The 13,565-nt window shown below is 68.7% G+C and carries 11 protein-coding genes; 6 read left to right on the top strand and 5 right to left on the bottom strand.

Translation table 11 applies throughout. From position 1 onward, the window contains the following. Positions 1-40: 40 nt before the first annotated feature. Positions 41-1,102 carry an LLM class flavin-dependent oxidoreductase gene (locus ABD115_RS02725; RefSeq protein WP_343957956.1) on the bottom strand — a complete coding sequence of 354 codons (1,062 nt, stop codon included), beginning with the start codon at positions 1,100-1,102 and terminating at the stop codon, positions 41-43. Between the two features lie 94 nt (positions 1,103-1,196). Then, positions 1,197-2,000 carry a TSUP family transporter gene (locus tag ABD115_RS02720; RefSeq protein WP_343957954.1) on the bottom strand — a complete coding sequence of 268 codons (804 nt, stop codon included), beginning with the start codon at positions 1,998-2,000 and terminating at the stop codon, positions 1,197-1,199. 82 nt (positions 2,001-2,082) lie between these two features. Between ABD115_RS02720 and ABD115_RS02715 the strand changes: the two genes are divergently transcribed. Then, positions 2,083-2,889 carry an AraC family transcriptional regulator gene (locus tag ABD115_RS02715; protein WP_343957952.1) on the top strand — a complete coding sequence of 269 codons (807 nt, stop codon included), beginning with the start codon at positions 2,083-2,085 and terminating at the stop codon, positions 2,887-2,889. Positions 2,890-3,223: 334 nt separating this feature from the next. Here the strand turns inward: ABD115_RS02715 and ABD115_RS02710 are convergent, their stop codons facing one another. Continuing rightward, positions 3,224-3,856: a TetR/AcrR family transcriptional regulator gene (locus ABD115_RS02710; protein WP_343957950.1), complete on the bottom strand. Its 633-nt coding sequence runs from the start codon at positions 3,854-3,856 to the stop codon at positions 3,224-3,226. An 80-nt stretch (positions 3,857-3,936) separates the two neighbouring features. On the opposite strand from ABD115_RS02710, the gene ABD115_RS02705 reads away from it, so the two are divergent. From ABD115_RS02705 to ABD115_RS02695, 3 genes are all read left to right on the top strand, one after another. Further along, a complete protein-coding gene (locus ABD115_RS02705; RefSeq protein ID WP_343957948.1) occupies positions 3,937-5,391 on the top strand; it encodes an MDR family MFS transporter in 1,455 nt (484 codons plus the stop codon). A 214-nt stretch (positions 5,392-5,605) separates the two neighbouring features. Further along, the gene (locus tag ABD115_RS02700; protein WP_343957946.1) at positions 5,606-6,370 is read left to right on the top strand and encodes an ABC transporter ATP-binding protein; all 765 of its coding nucleotides are present in this window, start codon (positions 5,606-5,608) and stop codon (positions 6,368-6,370) included. Then, on the top strand, positions 6,367-7,767 hold the full coding sequence (locus ABD115_RS02695; protein ID WP_343957944.1) for an ABC transporter permease: 1,401 nt from the start codon (positions 6,367-6,369) through the stop codon (positions 7,765-7,767). The genes ABD115_RS02700 and ABD115_RS02695 overlap by 4 nt, the downstream gene beginning before the upstream one ends. 98 nt (positions 7,768-7,865) lie before the next feature. On the opposite strand, the gene ABD115_RS02690 is transcribed toward ABD115_RS02695, so the two are convergent. Continuing rightward, positions 7,866-9,521: an amidohydrolase gene (locus ABD115_RS02690; protein ID WP_343957943.1), complete on the bottom strand. Its 1,656-nt coding sequence runs from the start codon at positions 9,519-9,521 to the stop codon at positions 7,866-7,868. Positions 9,522-9,640: 119 nt separating this feature from the next. Then, the gene (locus ABD115_RS02685) at positions 9,641-10,960 is read right to left on the bottom strand and encodes an MFS transporter (RefSeq protein ID WP_343957941.1); all 1,320 of its coding nucleotides are present in this window, start codon (positions 10,958-10,960) and stop codon (positions 9,641-9,643) included. Between the two features lie 111 nt (positions 10,961-11,071). Between ABD115_RS02685 and ABD115_RS02680 the strand changes: the two genes are divergently transcribed. Together ABD115_RS02680 and ABD115_RS02675 are read left to right on the top strand one after the other, a co-directional pair. Beyond that, the gene (locus ABD115_RS02680; protein ID WP_343957940.1) at positions 11,072-12,007 is read left to right on the top strand and encodes a LysR family transcriptional regulator; all 936 of its coding nucleotides are present in this window, start codon (positions 11,072-11,074) and stop codon (positions 12,005-12,007) included. Between the two features lie 9 nt (positions 12,008-12,016). Continuing rightward, entirely contained in the window at positions 12,017-13,564 is a 1,548-nt protein-coding gene (locus ABD115_RS02675; protein WP_343957938.1) for a leucyl aminopeptidase family protein, read from the top strand. Position 13,565: the final 1 nt, after the last annotated feature.

Raw genomic sequence — 13,565 nt, 5'->3', positions numbered from 1 at the left:
AAAATCAGCCCCCAGAGAGCCAAAGCCCTCACTTTAAATATCAGATTGGATACCCCTCGACAGGTCCTTCTGTGTTCGGCTTCCACCCCAATGCGGGAGCCACATGCTGCGCGAACGCTTCCAAGATGTGCAATGAATAAGCACTACCGAGCTGGTTCGGGATGGTGAGCATGAGCGTGTCAGCCGCCATCACCGCCTCGTCGGCCTTGAGCTGCTCGATGAGCCGGTCGGGCGTATCGGCGTAGGTCTTGCCGAACGTCGAGCGGAACCCGTCGATGACACCGATCTGATCCTGCGACTCCGAGCCTGGCCCGCCCCCACGGAGCCCGAAGTAGAGCTCGTCTTGCTCGGTGACGATTGGGAACACGCTGCGGCTCACAGAGACGCGCGGCTTGCCCGTGTGGCCGGCTTCCCGGTAGGCCTCACGGAACGCGTCGATTTGCTTGCGCTGGAGAATGCCAAGGGGTTCGCCCGTAGCCTCGGTGACGAGGGTCGAGCTCATGAGGTTGACCCCCATCTTGCCGGCGTTGATCGCGGTGTCGGTCGAGCCCGCGCCCCACCACACCCGCTCGCGCAGGCCCGGCGAGTGCGGTTCGATCGCGAGCCTGCCCGGAGGTGACATCTTCGGGTCAGCCTCGACGAGCGCCTCGCCCTCGATCGCGCGCAGGAACAGGTCGAACTTGGGCCTCGCGAGATCCGCCCCCCGCGGATCCTGCGAGCCCGTGTACCCGAACGCTTCGTAGCCGCGCAGCGCGGTCTCGGGTGACCCCCGGCTCACGCCGAGCGCGAGCCTGCCGTCGGAGATGAGGTCGAGAGCCGCCGCCTCCTCGGCCAGGTAGAGCGGGTTCTCGTAGCGCAGGTCGATGACGCCGGTGCCGACCTCGATGCGACTCGTGCGGGCCGCCATCGCGGTGAGCAGCGGGATGGGCGATGCCGCCTGGCGCGCGAAGTGGTGCACGCGCACGTAGGCGCCGTTCACACCGATCTCGTCGGCGCCCTCTGCGAGTTCGATCGTCTGCTTGAGCATGTCGCCCGCGGTGCGCACGCGCGAGCCTGGGACGGGGCCGTAGTGGCCGAAGGAGAGGAATCCGAATGATCTCATGCTCGGTGTAACGCGCCTCCGCGAATTACATTCCCGCGCATGTAAATCGGGCATGCCTGATCGTGGCGCGGCCGATCTCGCGGCGGCGCGTCGCCTACCCCAGCTGCGCCACCACCACGCACAGCACCGCGAGCAGCAGGGCGATGTAGCCCCATGCGTGCAGCCGATCGGGGAGCCGTGGCGGGCGCCTGCGCCACAGCACCACCACGGGCACGGAGCCCGCGAGCAGCGCGAGCGCAGCTCCGAGATCCACCGCTCCAACGGCCCAGATGCCCGCCTGCGCTGGCGCGTGCGAGGTCAGTAGGAAGACCGCAAACGCCGGCACCGCGACGGCGAGCGTCAGCGGGTTCGCGAGCGCCGCCGCCGTCATCATGGAGTGCCCTGCGCGGCGCATGAGCGGCACTGTCATGACGCTGCCGCCGACGCCGAGAAACGAGGCGAGCGCGCCGATCGGGGTGCCAAGCGCGGGGTGGATCGCGAAGCGCTCACGCCCCGCCCTCCGCCCGCCCGCCCCGGCTGGGCGCAGAAACCCGGGCCGCACGAGCGCGTCGAGTATTGTGACGGCGAGGTAGCCCACGAACCCCCAGGCGATGAGTGCGCCAGGGGCCGCGGCGGCGGCGAGTGCCCCGAGCGCCCCGCCGAGTGCGAGGAATATGAAGAGGGAGCGGGTGCCGCGCAGCTCGGTGAGGACACGCCGCGGGGTTGCCGCGGTCGCCACCGCCGCGTTCACCGCCATGACGACCGCCGAGGTCGCGACTGCCGTCACCGCGCCCCCGGCGCCAGCTTGCGCCCCCAGCCAGAGGATCACCGGAACGGTGACGAAGCCGCCGCCGAACCCAAATAGCACTGTCGTTGCGCCGGTGAAGACGCCTATCACGAGGAGGAGAATGATGCTCACTGCACCCATTCCACTCGGTGAAGGGCTGGCCGACAATCGAAGTCTGCTCCATTTCATTCGAGCTTCGGCCTAGGGTGGTGGTATGCGCAACGCATCGCTCGCCGACCTCGATCGCACGCCCATCGCCGTGCTACCCATCGCGACCGACTACCCGCCAGGCCACCTGCTCGACTGGCACGAGCACCGCAGGGCGCAGCTGCTCTACGCGGCGACGGGCACGATGCTCGTAGAAACCGCCGACGGCGCGTGGACGGTGCCGGGGGAGCGGGCGGTGCTCATTCCGCCGCGCACTCGGCACCGGGTGCGCATGCTCGACGTGCAGACCAACAGCCTGTACATCGAGCCCGAGGCTGTGCCCTGGTGGCCCGACACCTGCCGCGCGGTCGACGTGCCGCCGCTGCTGCGCGAGCTGTTGCGCGCTGCCGCCGATATTGGGGTGGGGGAGGGCGCGGGGCCTGGTGCCGGTGTTGGCGCTGGTGCCGGTACTGGTGCTGGCGTGCGCAGGGCCGAGGCGCTGCTTGGGCTGCTGCTCATCGAACTCGAGCGGGTGCGCGAGGTGCCGCTGCACCTGCCGCTGCCTGAGCATGGGCCGCTGGCCGAGCTCTGCCGGGCATACATCGCGAGCCCCGAGCTCGCGGTCACCAACGCCGACTGGGCGCGGGCAGCTGCGATGGGCGAGCGCACCCTCAGCCGCGAGTTTCGCGAGCTCACGGGCATGAGCCCCGCTGCCTGGCGCGCCAGGGCGAGGCTGCTCGCGGCCATCCCGCTGCTTGCGCACCAGACCGTCACCGAGGTGGCTGCGCTGCTCGGGTACGCCACCCCGGCGGCGTTCTCCTATGCCTTCGCTCGGGCCTTCGGTGCACCGCCCTCAGCGCTGCGAGCCCCCTAGCCGCTGCGCCCCCTGCCCTGCACCTGGCCTGGCCCTGCCCCGGCCCTGCCCCGGCCCTGCCCTGGCCCTGCCACCCGGCCCCGGCCCTGGCCCCTACCCTGCCCCTGGCCGCCGACCGCTCCGTCACCATGTTTTCGCTCCGTCACCATGCAAATGACGGGTATTTGCATGGTGACGGAACGAAAAGGCTCTGACTGACGAAGGGGCGGGCAAGGCTGGGGCCCGGTCCCGCGGCCGGGCCAAGGCCAGTGCCAGTGGGGGCAGTGCCAGAGGCCAGTGCCAGGAGCCAGCTCCAGGAGCCAGCTCCAGGAGCCAGCTCCAGGAGCCGCAGGGCCTAGGGCGCGCCGCCGAGGTCTGCCCGCGCGGGGCGGATGGCGTCGAGCGTGGCGCGCACGAGCCGCATCCGCTCAGCGGGCGGCAGGTCTTCCGCGTGCAGCATGACCTCGGTGAGCACGCCAAGCATCGAGCCGACGAGCGCGCGAATGACAAGCCTGATCTCCGGGTCCTCGGTGTGCCTGGCTGGGTCAGCCTGCCACCTGTCCCAGAGCGCGTCGCCGAGCTCGCGCTGGGAGTCTGCGACGTGCGCGAACTGGCGCGCCATGAGCTCGGGGGAGGCCGCGAGAATCTCGCGCACCTCGCGGGCCTTCGTGAACTCTACGTCGTTATCAAAAGAGGTGAGCGTCAGTTCGACCGCGGTCTGCAGCGAGATCCACGGGGCCTCGCCGGCCGGGCGCTCGAGCACGCGCTCGATGAAGGCGGCGGTGTACTCGGCACCGCGCGCGAAGAACACAGCGTCTTTCGTCGCGAAGTAGCGAAAGAACGAGCGCTCTGAGATGCCGGCGGCGGCCGCGATGTCTTCGACCGTGGTCGACTCGTAGCCGCGCTCTAAGAAGAGATCGATCGCCACATCGCTCACCCGCTGTTTGACGGCCTGGCGGGAGAGCTCTCGGAGCGTGGGCTTCGGCATGCTCACAGGTTAACAGCGTTGTTCTGGCATAGGCTGTCATTTCTGGCAGTGACTGCCACAAATGCGAAACCGGAGGAATAGTGAGCTCAACCACCCCCACAGCGCAGCACCAGCAGAGCGCGCCAGCGGAGCAGCGGTCGCGTGGCAACGCGCTCATCTGGATCCTGCTGTCAGGCGCGTTCGTCATGGTGCTCAACGAGACCGTCATGGGCGTCGCGCTGCCGCCGATCATGCGCGAGTTCGGGGTGACCGCCTCTGCTGGGCAGTGGCTCACGACGGCGTACATGCTCGTGATGGCCGTGCTCATTCCGATGGCTGGCTTCCTGCTGCAGCGCTTCACGCCGCGCGCGATCTTCGTTGCCGCGCTCGGCCTGTTCGCGCTCGGCACGGCGGCCGCCGCGTTCGCCCCGGCGTTTGCGGTGCTCGTGATCGCGCGCGTCGCACAGGCCGCAGGGACCGCGCTCATCATGCCGCTCATCACGACCACGATTCTCACGCGCATTCCCGAGGCGAGGCGGGGCCGCATGATGGGCCTGATCGCGATCGTGATGTCGGCCGCGCCGGCGCTCGGCCCGACCGTGTCAGGCCTGCTCATCACGGCGCTCGGCTGGCGGGCCGTGTTCTTCGTGGTGCTGCCGATCGCGGCTGTCGTGCTCGTTGTCGGGGCGCTGCTCATCGGCCCGGGCGACAGGGGCGAGCCCGTGAGGTTCGACGTGCTCTCGGCACTGCTGTCGCTCGTCGCTTTTGGTGGCCTCGTGTTCGGGCTCGGCAGCATCGGGCAGGCGATCGACGGGAGCGCACCGGTCTCACCGGCGGTTCCCATCATTGGCGGTGTCGTCGGGCTTGCGCTGTTCATCTGGCGGCAGCTCGCGCTGCAGCGTCGGGAGGCCGCCTTCCTCGATCTCCGCCCGTTCGCTGCCAGGCCGTTCTGGGTCGGCATCGTGCTGATCTCGGTCGTGATGCTGTCGATGTTTGGCTCGCTCATTCTCCTCCCGATCTACATGCAGAACGTGCTCGGGCTCACGCCGCTCGCGGCCGGTCTTGCGGTGTTACCTGGCGGGCTGCTCATGGGGCTCGCCGCCCCGTTCGTCGGGGCACTGTTCGACAGGGTTGGGGCGCGGCCACTTGTGATACCCGGGGCCTTTGTCGTGTCGGTTGCGCTCGTGCTGTTCACCCAGCTTGGCGACGCGAGCCCGGTCTGGCTCGTGGTCGTCGCGATGCTCGTGTTGAACCTCGGTATCGCGTTCATGATGACGCCGCTCATGACCTCGTCGCTCGGGTCGCTCGCCCCTGAGCTCTACAGCCACGGCAGCGCGATCTTCTCGACCGTGCAGCAGCTCGCCGGCGCGGTGGGTACCGCGCTGTTCGTCACGCTCATGGCGGTCGGCACCGCGTCGGGCGCGGCCGTTGGGCTCGGAGCGACGGCGGCGACGGCGCAGGGCATCCACACCGCGTTTCTCGTTGCCGCGGCGAGCTCGGTGCTCGCGCTCGTGCTCGCGTTCTTCGTGCCGAAGAAGCCCGCGGCGGCGGCCTAGCGGCGGATCCGCGACGCTTCGGAGATCATCGGGCCACAGCCCTGGCCCCACAGCCCTGGCCCCACAGCCCTGGCCCCACAGCCCTGGCCCCATAGCCCGAGCCCCACAGCCCGGGCCCGCGGTGCCGACACCGCCCCGAGTCGGTACCGCGGTACTACCCACGCGGCACCCGGGGGCGATCCGCCGGCACCACCGTGCGACGTACCGTCGAGGTATGAACGCACAAGCAGCAGCAATTGAGACGGTCGCGGGCGTCGCGAACCTCGGCAAGTACTACGGCAACGGGGAGCAGCGCGTCGTCGCGCTTCACGACGTGTCGGTGGGGATCGGTCGCGGCCAGTTCACCGCAATCATGGGCCCGTCGGGCTCGGGCAAGTCCACCCTCATGCACGTTATGGCCGGCCTCGACACCCCGAGCGCTGGCAAGGTCTGGCTCGGCGGCGACGAGATCTCAGGGCTCGGTGACGCCGAGCTCACGAAGCTGCGCAGGCGCCGCATCGGCTTCATCTTCCAGGCGTTCAACCTCGTGCCAACGCTCGACGTGCGCGGCAACATCATGCTGCCGTTCCAGCTCGACGGCAAGAAGCCGAGCCTGCAAGAAATGGCGTGGATCGACGCGCTGCTCGGCCAGCTCGGCCTCGCCGAGCGCCTCGACCACCGCCCCCACGAGCTCTCGGGTGGCCAACAGCAGCGCGTCGCGATCGCCCGCGCCCTCGCGACCAAGCCCGACGTGATCTTCGCCGACGAGCCGACCGGCGCGCTCGACTCGCGCACGGGCCGCGAGGTGCTGAAGCTGTTGCGCTCGGCGGTTACGAACTCCGGCCAGAGCATCGTGATGGTGACGCACGACCCGATTGCGGCGAGCTACGCCGACCGCATCGTGTTCCTCGGCGACGGCAAGATTGTGGCGGATCGCGGGGCAATGACCGCCGAGGAGATCTCGGCCACCATGCTGAATCTTGAGGGGCACGGGGCATGAGCGCCGCGAACGGATCCGCGCTCCGTGAGCACGCGGCCACGGTTGTTGTCTCGGCGCTCAGCACGATGTTCGCGGTCGCGCTCATTCTCACGACGGGGGTCATGGGGGCCGCGCTCGACCCGACGCTCATCGAGGAATCCGGCACGTTCCGCATGACCCTGCTCATGGTGTCGTTCATCTTCATCATCATCGCGCTGTACGTCGGCGCGATCGTCACCGCGAACACGTTCGCGACGATCATCGCGGGGCGCACCCGCACGATCGCACTGTATCGGCTCGTCGGGTCAACGTCGGCGCGGATCCGCTCCCGCGTCGCTGGCGAGGGCCTTTTGATGGGCGCGATCGGAGCTGTGATCGGCTTCGTGCTCGCCGAGGCGCTCATCGCCGGCGTCGTCGCGATCGGCCCCGGCCTCGGGTGGCTGCCCGAGGGGCGCGACTACCCGCTGTTCGATCCGCTCGCGATCGTCGCGGTCGCGATTGTCGCGCTCACGACCTGGGCCGCGGCCTGGGCGGGCTCGCGCCGCGTCGGCTCGGTCTCGCCGATCGCCGCAACCGGCGCCTCCGTCGAGCTGCGCCCCGAGGAGTCGCGCGGTCGCCGTGCGCGCACGGTGTGGGCGTGGATCCTCATCGTCATCGGCGTCGTGCTGCTCGCCCTCGGCATCGTCGCGAGCATCTTCAGCCCGATGGCGCTCATGATCGCGTTCTTCGGCGGGCTATTCTCGTTCACCGGCATCGCGATCGGCGCGCACTTCATCATGCCGCCAATTCTGAAGCTCACCGGCAAGCTCATCGACCGCGGGCCGACAGGCTCGCTCGCCGCGGCAAACGCCGTCCGCTTCCCCGAGCGCAGCGCTCGATCCACCATCGGCCTCGTGATCGGCGTCACCCTCGTCGTGATGTTCGCCGTCGCCCTCGATAGCTACCGCGCGATGACCCTCATCGCGTTCGACAACGACCCGATGATGGCGGCGATGCTCAACGAGACACTCGCGATCACCACCGCGATCTTCACCGGGCTCGTCGGCTTCTCCGCGATCATCGCGGCGGTCGGCCTCGTGAACACGCTGTCGCTCAGCGTCTTGCAGCGCACCCGCGAGCTCGGGCTGCTGAGAGCCCTCGGGTTCACCGGGTCGCAGGTGCGGCGCATGGTCGTCGCCGAGAGCGCCCAGATGACTGTCGCGGCCCTCGGCTTCGGCATCGTGCTCGGCGTGTTCTATGGCTGGGTCGCCGCGCAAACGCTGCTCGGTTCAGAGGTCGGGTTTGCCGCCCCGAGCGTGCCGTGGCTCGTCGTCGCGGGGGTCGTCGTCTTCGGCGTTGCGCTCGCGCTCATCGCGGCCGCTGCCCCAGCCAGGCGCGCGGTGCGGGTGTCGCCCGTGACGGCGCTCGCGGTCGACTAGTAGAGCACTCCCAGCCCCGAGCCGCCGATACCAAAGCTGGCCCCCACGAATGCGCCGTGGGGGCCAGCTTTGTGTGCGCTGCTGTGCGCTGCTGTGCGCTAGGAGGCCGCGAGTTCGCCTGCGGCGTCGAAACCAAACTCCCCGCCGATCATTGTCGCGCGAACCTCAATGTCGCGGATCCGCTCGGGGGCAACCGCCGCCGGGTCGTCAGAAAGCACCACGAGGTCGGCGAGCTTGCCACGCGAGAGCGAGCCCTTGCGGTGCTCGTCGTGCACGGCGTAGGCGGATCCGTGAGTGTAGGCACGCAGCGCCTGCGCGGGGGTGAGGGCCTCGGCAAGCCCGATGGGCGCGCCCGACTCCGAGCGGCGGTTCACCATGTCGTGCAGGCTGAGCATTGGCTCGCCGGGAACGACCGGTGCGTCGGTAGAGCCGGGAAGCTCGACGCCAGCTTCGACGAAGCTCCGCATGCGGTAGGCGAGGTCGACCCGGTCGGCTCCGAGCGCCGCGGTGAAGCCGTCGCCGAGCTCAGAAATGAACCTGCCCTGGGGCACCGGAATATGCCCGCCGGCGGCGATGCGCGCGACCTGTGCGTCGGAGGCCACCGCGACGTGCTCGATGCGGTGCCTGGCGTTCTCGCGGGCGAGCTTGCGCTGCCCGGCCTCGAACGCGTCGAGCACGACATCGAGCGCCCGGTCACCGATAGCGTGGGCTGCCACCTGCCAGCCGTTGAGGTGCGCGGCAACGATCTTGTCGTGCAACTCCTGCTGCTCCCACTGTAGGTAACCCGCGTTGCCGGGCGTATCAGCGTAGTCGCAGCACATGGCGGCCGTGCGGCCGATGAGGGAGCCGTCACTCAGCACCTTCACCGGCCCGACGCGCACCCACTCGTCGCCGAGCCCGCTGCGAATGCCGAGATCGATGCCCCAGCCGTCGCCGCCGTCGCCGATGGGGCCGAGGTCGTGCAGCGCATCGATGTATGGCATCAGGGTGAGCCTCGTCTGCAGCGCGCCGCGCTCCCGCGCGAGCTGGAAAGCGCGAATGTCTGCGGGGCCGTGGCCAATCATCGTGCCACCGATGCCTGGCTCGGTCGCACTCGTGAGGCCGTGCCTCAGTGCCCAGCGCGACGCCGCGCCAAGCGCCTCGACGAGATCCTCCTGCGGCACCGGGCGAAACAGGTGCGTCACGAGCGACATCGCCTGCTCCTGGATGAGGCCCGTGAACCGGCCGGTCGCATCGGTGCCCAGGCTGCCCCCGACGGGGGCCCGGAGCGCGGTGACGTCTGCGTGCCCCGCGAGCGCGAAGGCCGCGGTATTCGCTACGGCCATATGGTGCGAGTTGTGCAACAGGTACACGGGGCGGCCGCCGGTGATGCGGTCGAGCACGTCGATGTCGGGGTGCTCGCCGCCAAGCTTGTTCTGGTCGTACCCCTGGCCGCGCACCCAGGCCCCCTCGGGCCTACTCGCCGCGAACTCCGCGACGCGCGCGTACAGCGCCTCGAGCGTCGGCGCGAGCTCGGGCGAGAGGTCGAGCTGGGTCATCTCGAGGCCGAGCATCGAGAAATGAAAGTGGGCGTCATTGAACCCAGGGACGACGGGTGCGCCGCCGAGGTCGATGCGGGTGTCGGCGGTGAGGCCGTCGAGCTCCTCGTCGACGCCGACGATCAGGCCGTTCCAGATGCCGAGCCGGCTCGCGCTCGGGCGTGCGGGGTCGACGGTCGTGATGCGGGCGTTTTCGATGATCGTGTCGATGCGCATGGGGCTCCTTGTTCGGTGGCTGCTGTGCTGGTGCCCGTAAGGGGCGGATCCCCCGGGTGCCGGTGGCGCGCGGGGAAGGCGCGGGGCCGAGGGGAGCGGCCCCGCACCCGGGGGGGGGGCTAGGCGTCGGCGGTGCGCTGTGCGCGCTCGCGTGCGGCGGTAAAGCCGGTGAGCGAGGCGAGCGCGAGCACGCCGGCGATGGTGACGGCGACGAGCACGATGTTGAAGCCCGCGACACCCTGCCAACCCATAGAGACAAGGAATGACTGGGCGAGCAGCGGGGTGGTGCCGCCAATGAGGGTCGACGAGGCCTGGTAGGCAAACGAGACGCCCGTGTAGCGCACCTCGACGGGGAACGCCTGTGCGAGGAAGCCCGCGAGCACCGCGTAGTAGCCCGCGCCCGCGATTGTCGAGGCGATGATGCCAGCGGCGATCGCGATGACATTGCCGGTGTTCACGAGGAGGAACATCGGGATCACGAGGATCGCCTGCGCGGCAAGCGACCAGGCCATGAACTTCGCGCTGCCAACTTTCTCGGCGATGCGGGTCGCGATGGGCTGCCACAGGAACTGCACAATCGCGTTCACGAGCAACACATTGAGCATGACGCCACGGTCAATGCCGAGCGAGGTCGTCGTGTAGGCGAGCATGAACGCGCTTACGAAGTACGCCATGCCGATGCCGATCGCGCTGGCGAAGACGCCGGCGATGACCTGCCGCCAGTGGTGCTTGAACAGCTCGGCGATGGGTACCTTGATCTCCTCGCGGCTCGCCTGCTGCGCGAGGAACTCGGGGGACTCATCGAGGCGGGCGCGAATCACGAGGCCGATGATGACGAGCACGGCCGAGAACAGGAACGGGAGGCGCCAGCCCCACGCAATGAATTGCTCTGCGGGCAGCAGCGCCGCCAGGGCGAACGCCGCGGTTGCGAGGATGTTGCCCGCCGGGGAGCCCTGCTGCACGAACATTCCGCCGCGAATGACCTTGCTCTTACTGCCAGATTCGGAGGCGAGCAACACGGCGCCGCCCCACTCGCCGCCGACCGCGAAACCCTGGAGTGCGCGCAGCGCCACGAGCAGAATGGGGGCCATCACGCCGATCTGGTTCGCACCGGGCAAAATGCCGATGCAGAACGTGGCGATGCCCATGATGAGGAGGGTCGCGACGAGGGTGTTCTTGCGCCCGAACTTGTCGCCGAGGTGGCCGAACACGACGCCGCCGATGGGCCTGGCGAGGAAGCCGGCCCAGAACGTGGCGAACGAGAGCAGCAGGGCGGTGCCGGCTGATTGATCGGGGAAGAAGACGGGGCCGAACGCGATCGCCGCGGCGGTCGAATAGATGAAGAAGTCGTACCACTCGACGGTGGTACCGAGAAACGCGGCGAGCCTGGCCTTCTTTGCGTGGGCCTCGAGCGCGTGAGCGGAGCGGGGTGTTGACATGTGCTTCTCCGTTGTAGTCAGTGATGTCAGTGCGACCTCTCGAATGTAGGGCCAAACCGTCATGCCGTCTAATATCTAAAAAGCACTTTCTTCATGCATTGGAGGCATGCCATGGAACTTCGGGTCTTGCGGTACTTCGTCGCGGCTGCAGAGGCGGGGTCGGTGACGGGCGGCGCCGCGCGCGTGCATGTGTCGCAGCCTGCGGTGTCGCGGCAGCTCGCCGCCCTCGAACGCGAGGTTGGGGCCGCGCTCTTCGAGCGGGGCAGGGGAGCGCTGCAACTCACCCACGCGGGGAGGCGATTCCTCGAGATGGCGCGCGACCTGCTGCGGCGAGCAGACGAGGCGAAAGCGGTGACCTCACACAGCGACCCGGCCGACGTGCGTCTGCTCGCGGTAGCGCAGTCAACGACGATCGAGCGGACGATCGCGGCATTCAGCGCGCTACACGGGGCGGGCCTACCACTCGTCGACGCGGTCGCCGCGAGCCCCGCTGAGGTGTTTGACCGCGTTGAAGCAACGGGGGCCGACTTCGGCATCTCGACATTTGCCCCGCCGGCAAACTGGGCCTCTCGTCTCATCACGCAGGTGGGCATCACCGCGCATGTGCCCCCGGGGCACCCGCTGTTTGACCGCGCCAGCGTTGAGGTCTCGGAGCTCGTCGAGTACCCACTGCTGTGCATGGACCGCACTCACACGGCTCGAACCTCATTCGATACCGCGGTCGCGCAGGCGGGGGTCGGTCTCGCCCAGATCACCGAGATGCGCACCGCAAGCCTTGCACAGGCCCATGCCGCTTCGGGCAGAGGCATCGCGATTCTCACCGACCAGGCAAGCTTTGGGGTGCGTACGGTGCGCATCATGCTCGACGGGTCGCAGGTGCGGATGCGACTGTACGCGGGCTGGTACGCCGATCACTTCGCGGCCGCGCATATTCGCACCTGGGCCGATGCTCTCGCAGCGTGGGTGCCAACGCTCCCAGATGTTGCGCTCATTGATGCCCCTCCACAGGTCAAGCTGTGGGGCCTGCACGAGGAGCCAAGAGAGTAGGGTGGGGGCATGAGTGTAGTGATTGACCCATCCTTCGATCCTGTCCCTTCGCTCGCACAGACGACCAACGTCGTCATCGGCTCCGTCGCCGATGTCGAAACGGCTGCCGTTCGTGCGTGCTTTATCGCCGCTGAGGGTGATCTGCCATCATGCGATCACCTCGCGGGGCAAACCCGTGACTCCCTCGCGGCCGCCGGTTTTACCGGCAAGCCCGGGCAGACCCTGCGCCTGCCCGGTGAGACTCTGTGCGTGCTCGTCGGCACCGGTGAGGGCATCAAGACCGCCGCAAAGTTGCGTGACGCGGTCGCCTCGTTTACCCGCGCCGCAAGCGAGTCTGCGGTGCTCGCGATTGACCTGACCGGCGTCGTCGCCGGCGGCCTGAGCGCGCACGACGCGGCGCTCGCCGCGACCGAGGGTGCACTGCTCGCGCGCTACCGCTTCGAACAGCTCAAGGGCGAGGCAAAGAACGTCGCGCTCGAAACGCTGACCCTCGCAGTTGAAGACGCAGCTGCAGCGCAGCAGGGCGTCGACCGCGCGCTCGTGCTCACCCGTGCGGCAGCAGTGTCGCGCGATCTCGGCAACACCCCGCCGCGCCACCTGACCGCCGAGAAGTTCGCCGAGATCGCGGCGAAGCTCGGCCCCGAGTACGGCCTCGAGGTCGAGGTGTTCGACCGCGACGCTCTCATTGAGCTCGGCACCGGCGGCCTGCTCGGCGTGAACGCGGGCTCGGTCGACGAGCCCCGCATGGTCAAGCTGCGCTACACACCGGAGGGCGCCACTGCAGACACGGCTCACCTTGCGCTCGTCGGCAAGGGCATCATGTTCGATTCGGGCGGCATCAGCCTGAAGCCCGCGAACTCGATGGGCAGCATGAAGCTCGACATGATGGGTGCCGGCGCGGTGTTCGCAGCGATGCTCGGCCTGCGCGAGCTCGGCGTGAAGAGCAAGGTCACCGGGTGGCTGATGTGCACAGACAACATGCTCTCGGGCACCGCAACGAAGATTGGAGACGTGCTCACGATTCGTGGCGGCAAGACCGTCGAGGTAAAGAACTCCGACGCCGAAGGTCGCATCGTGATGGCCGACGGCCTCGCGCTGGCCACCGAAGAAGAGCACCGCCCCGACGCCATCGTCGATATCGCGACGCTCACCGGCAACGCGATGGCCGCCCTCGGACTGAGCACCGCGGCGACACTCGCGAACAACGACGAGGTCGCAGCGCAGCTCGCAGCAGCAGCCGAGCTCACCGACGAGCGCGTGTGGCCGCTGCCGCTCGACCACCGCTACGCCGACCAGATGAAGTCGAACGTCGCCGACCTGTCGAACATCGGCGGGCCCTACGGCGGTGCGATTCTCGCGGCGCTGTTTCTCAATGAGTTCGTCGGCGACATTCCGTGGGGCCACCTCGACATCGCGCCGACGATGGAGGTCGCGAGCGATGACCTGTGGCGCTCGACCGGCTCGACCGGGTTCGGTGCGCGGCTGCTCACCGAGTTTGCAGCACAGTTCACGGCCCCGGCACCCGCGGCGGGCCCCCAGCGAAGCGAGATGAAGTAAC

Source organism: Leucobacter albus, from assembly GCF_039528015.1.
In the GTDB taxonomy this organism is placed as follows: Bacteria; Actinomycetota; Actinomycetes; order Actinomycetales; family Microbacteriaceae; genus Leucobacter; species Leucobacter albus.
The sequence above is the reverse complement of the archived record's forward strand: the minus strand, read 5'-3'. Positions and strand labels throughout refer to the sequence as shown.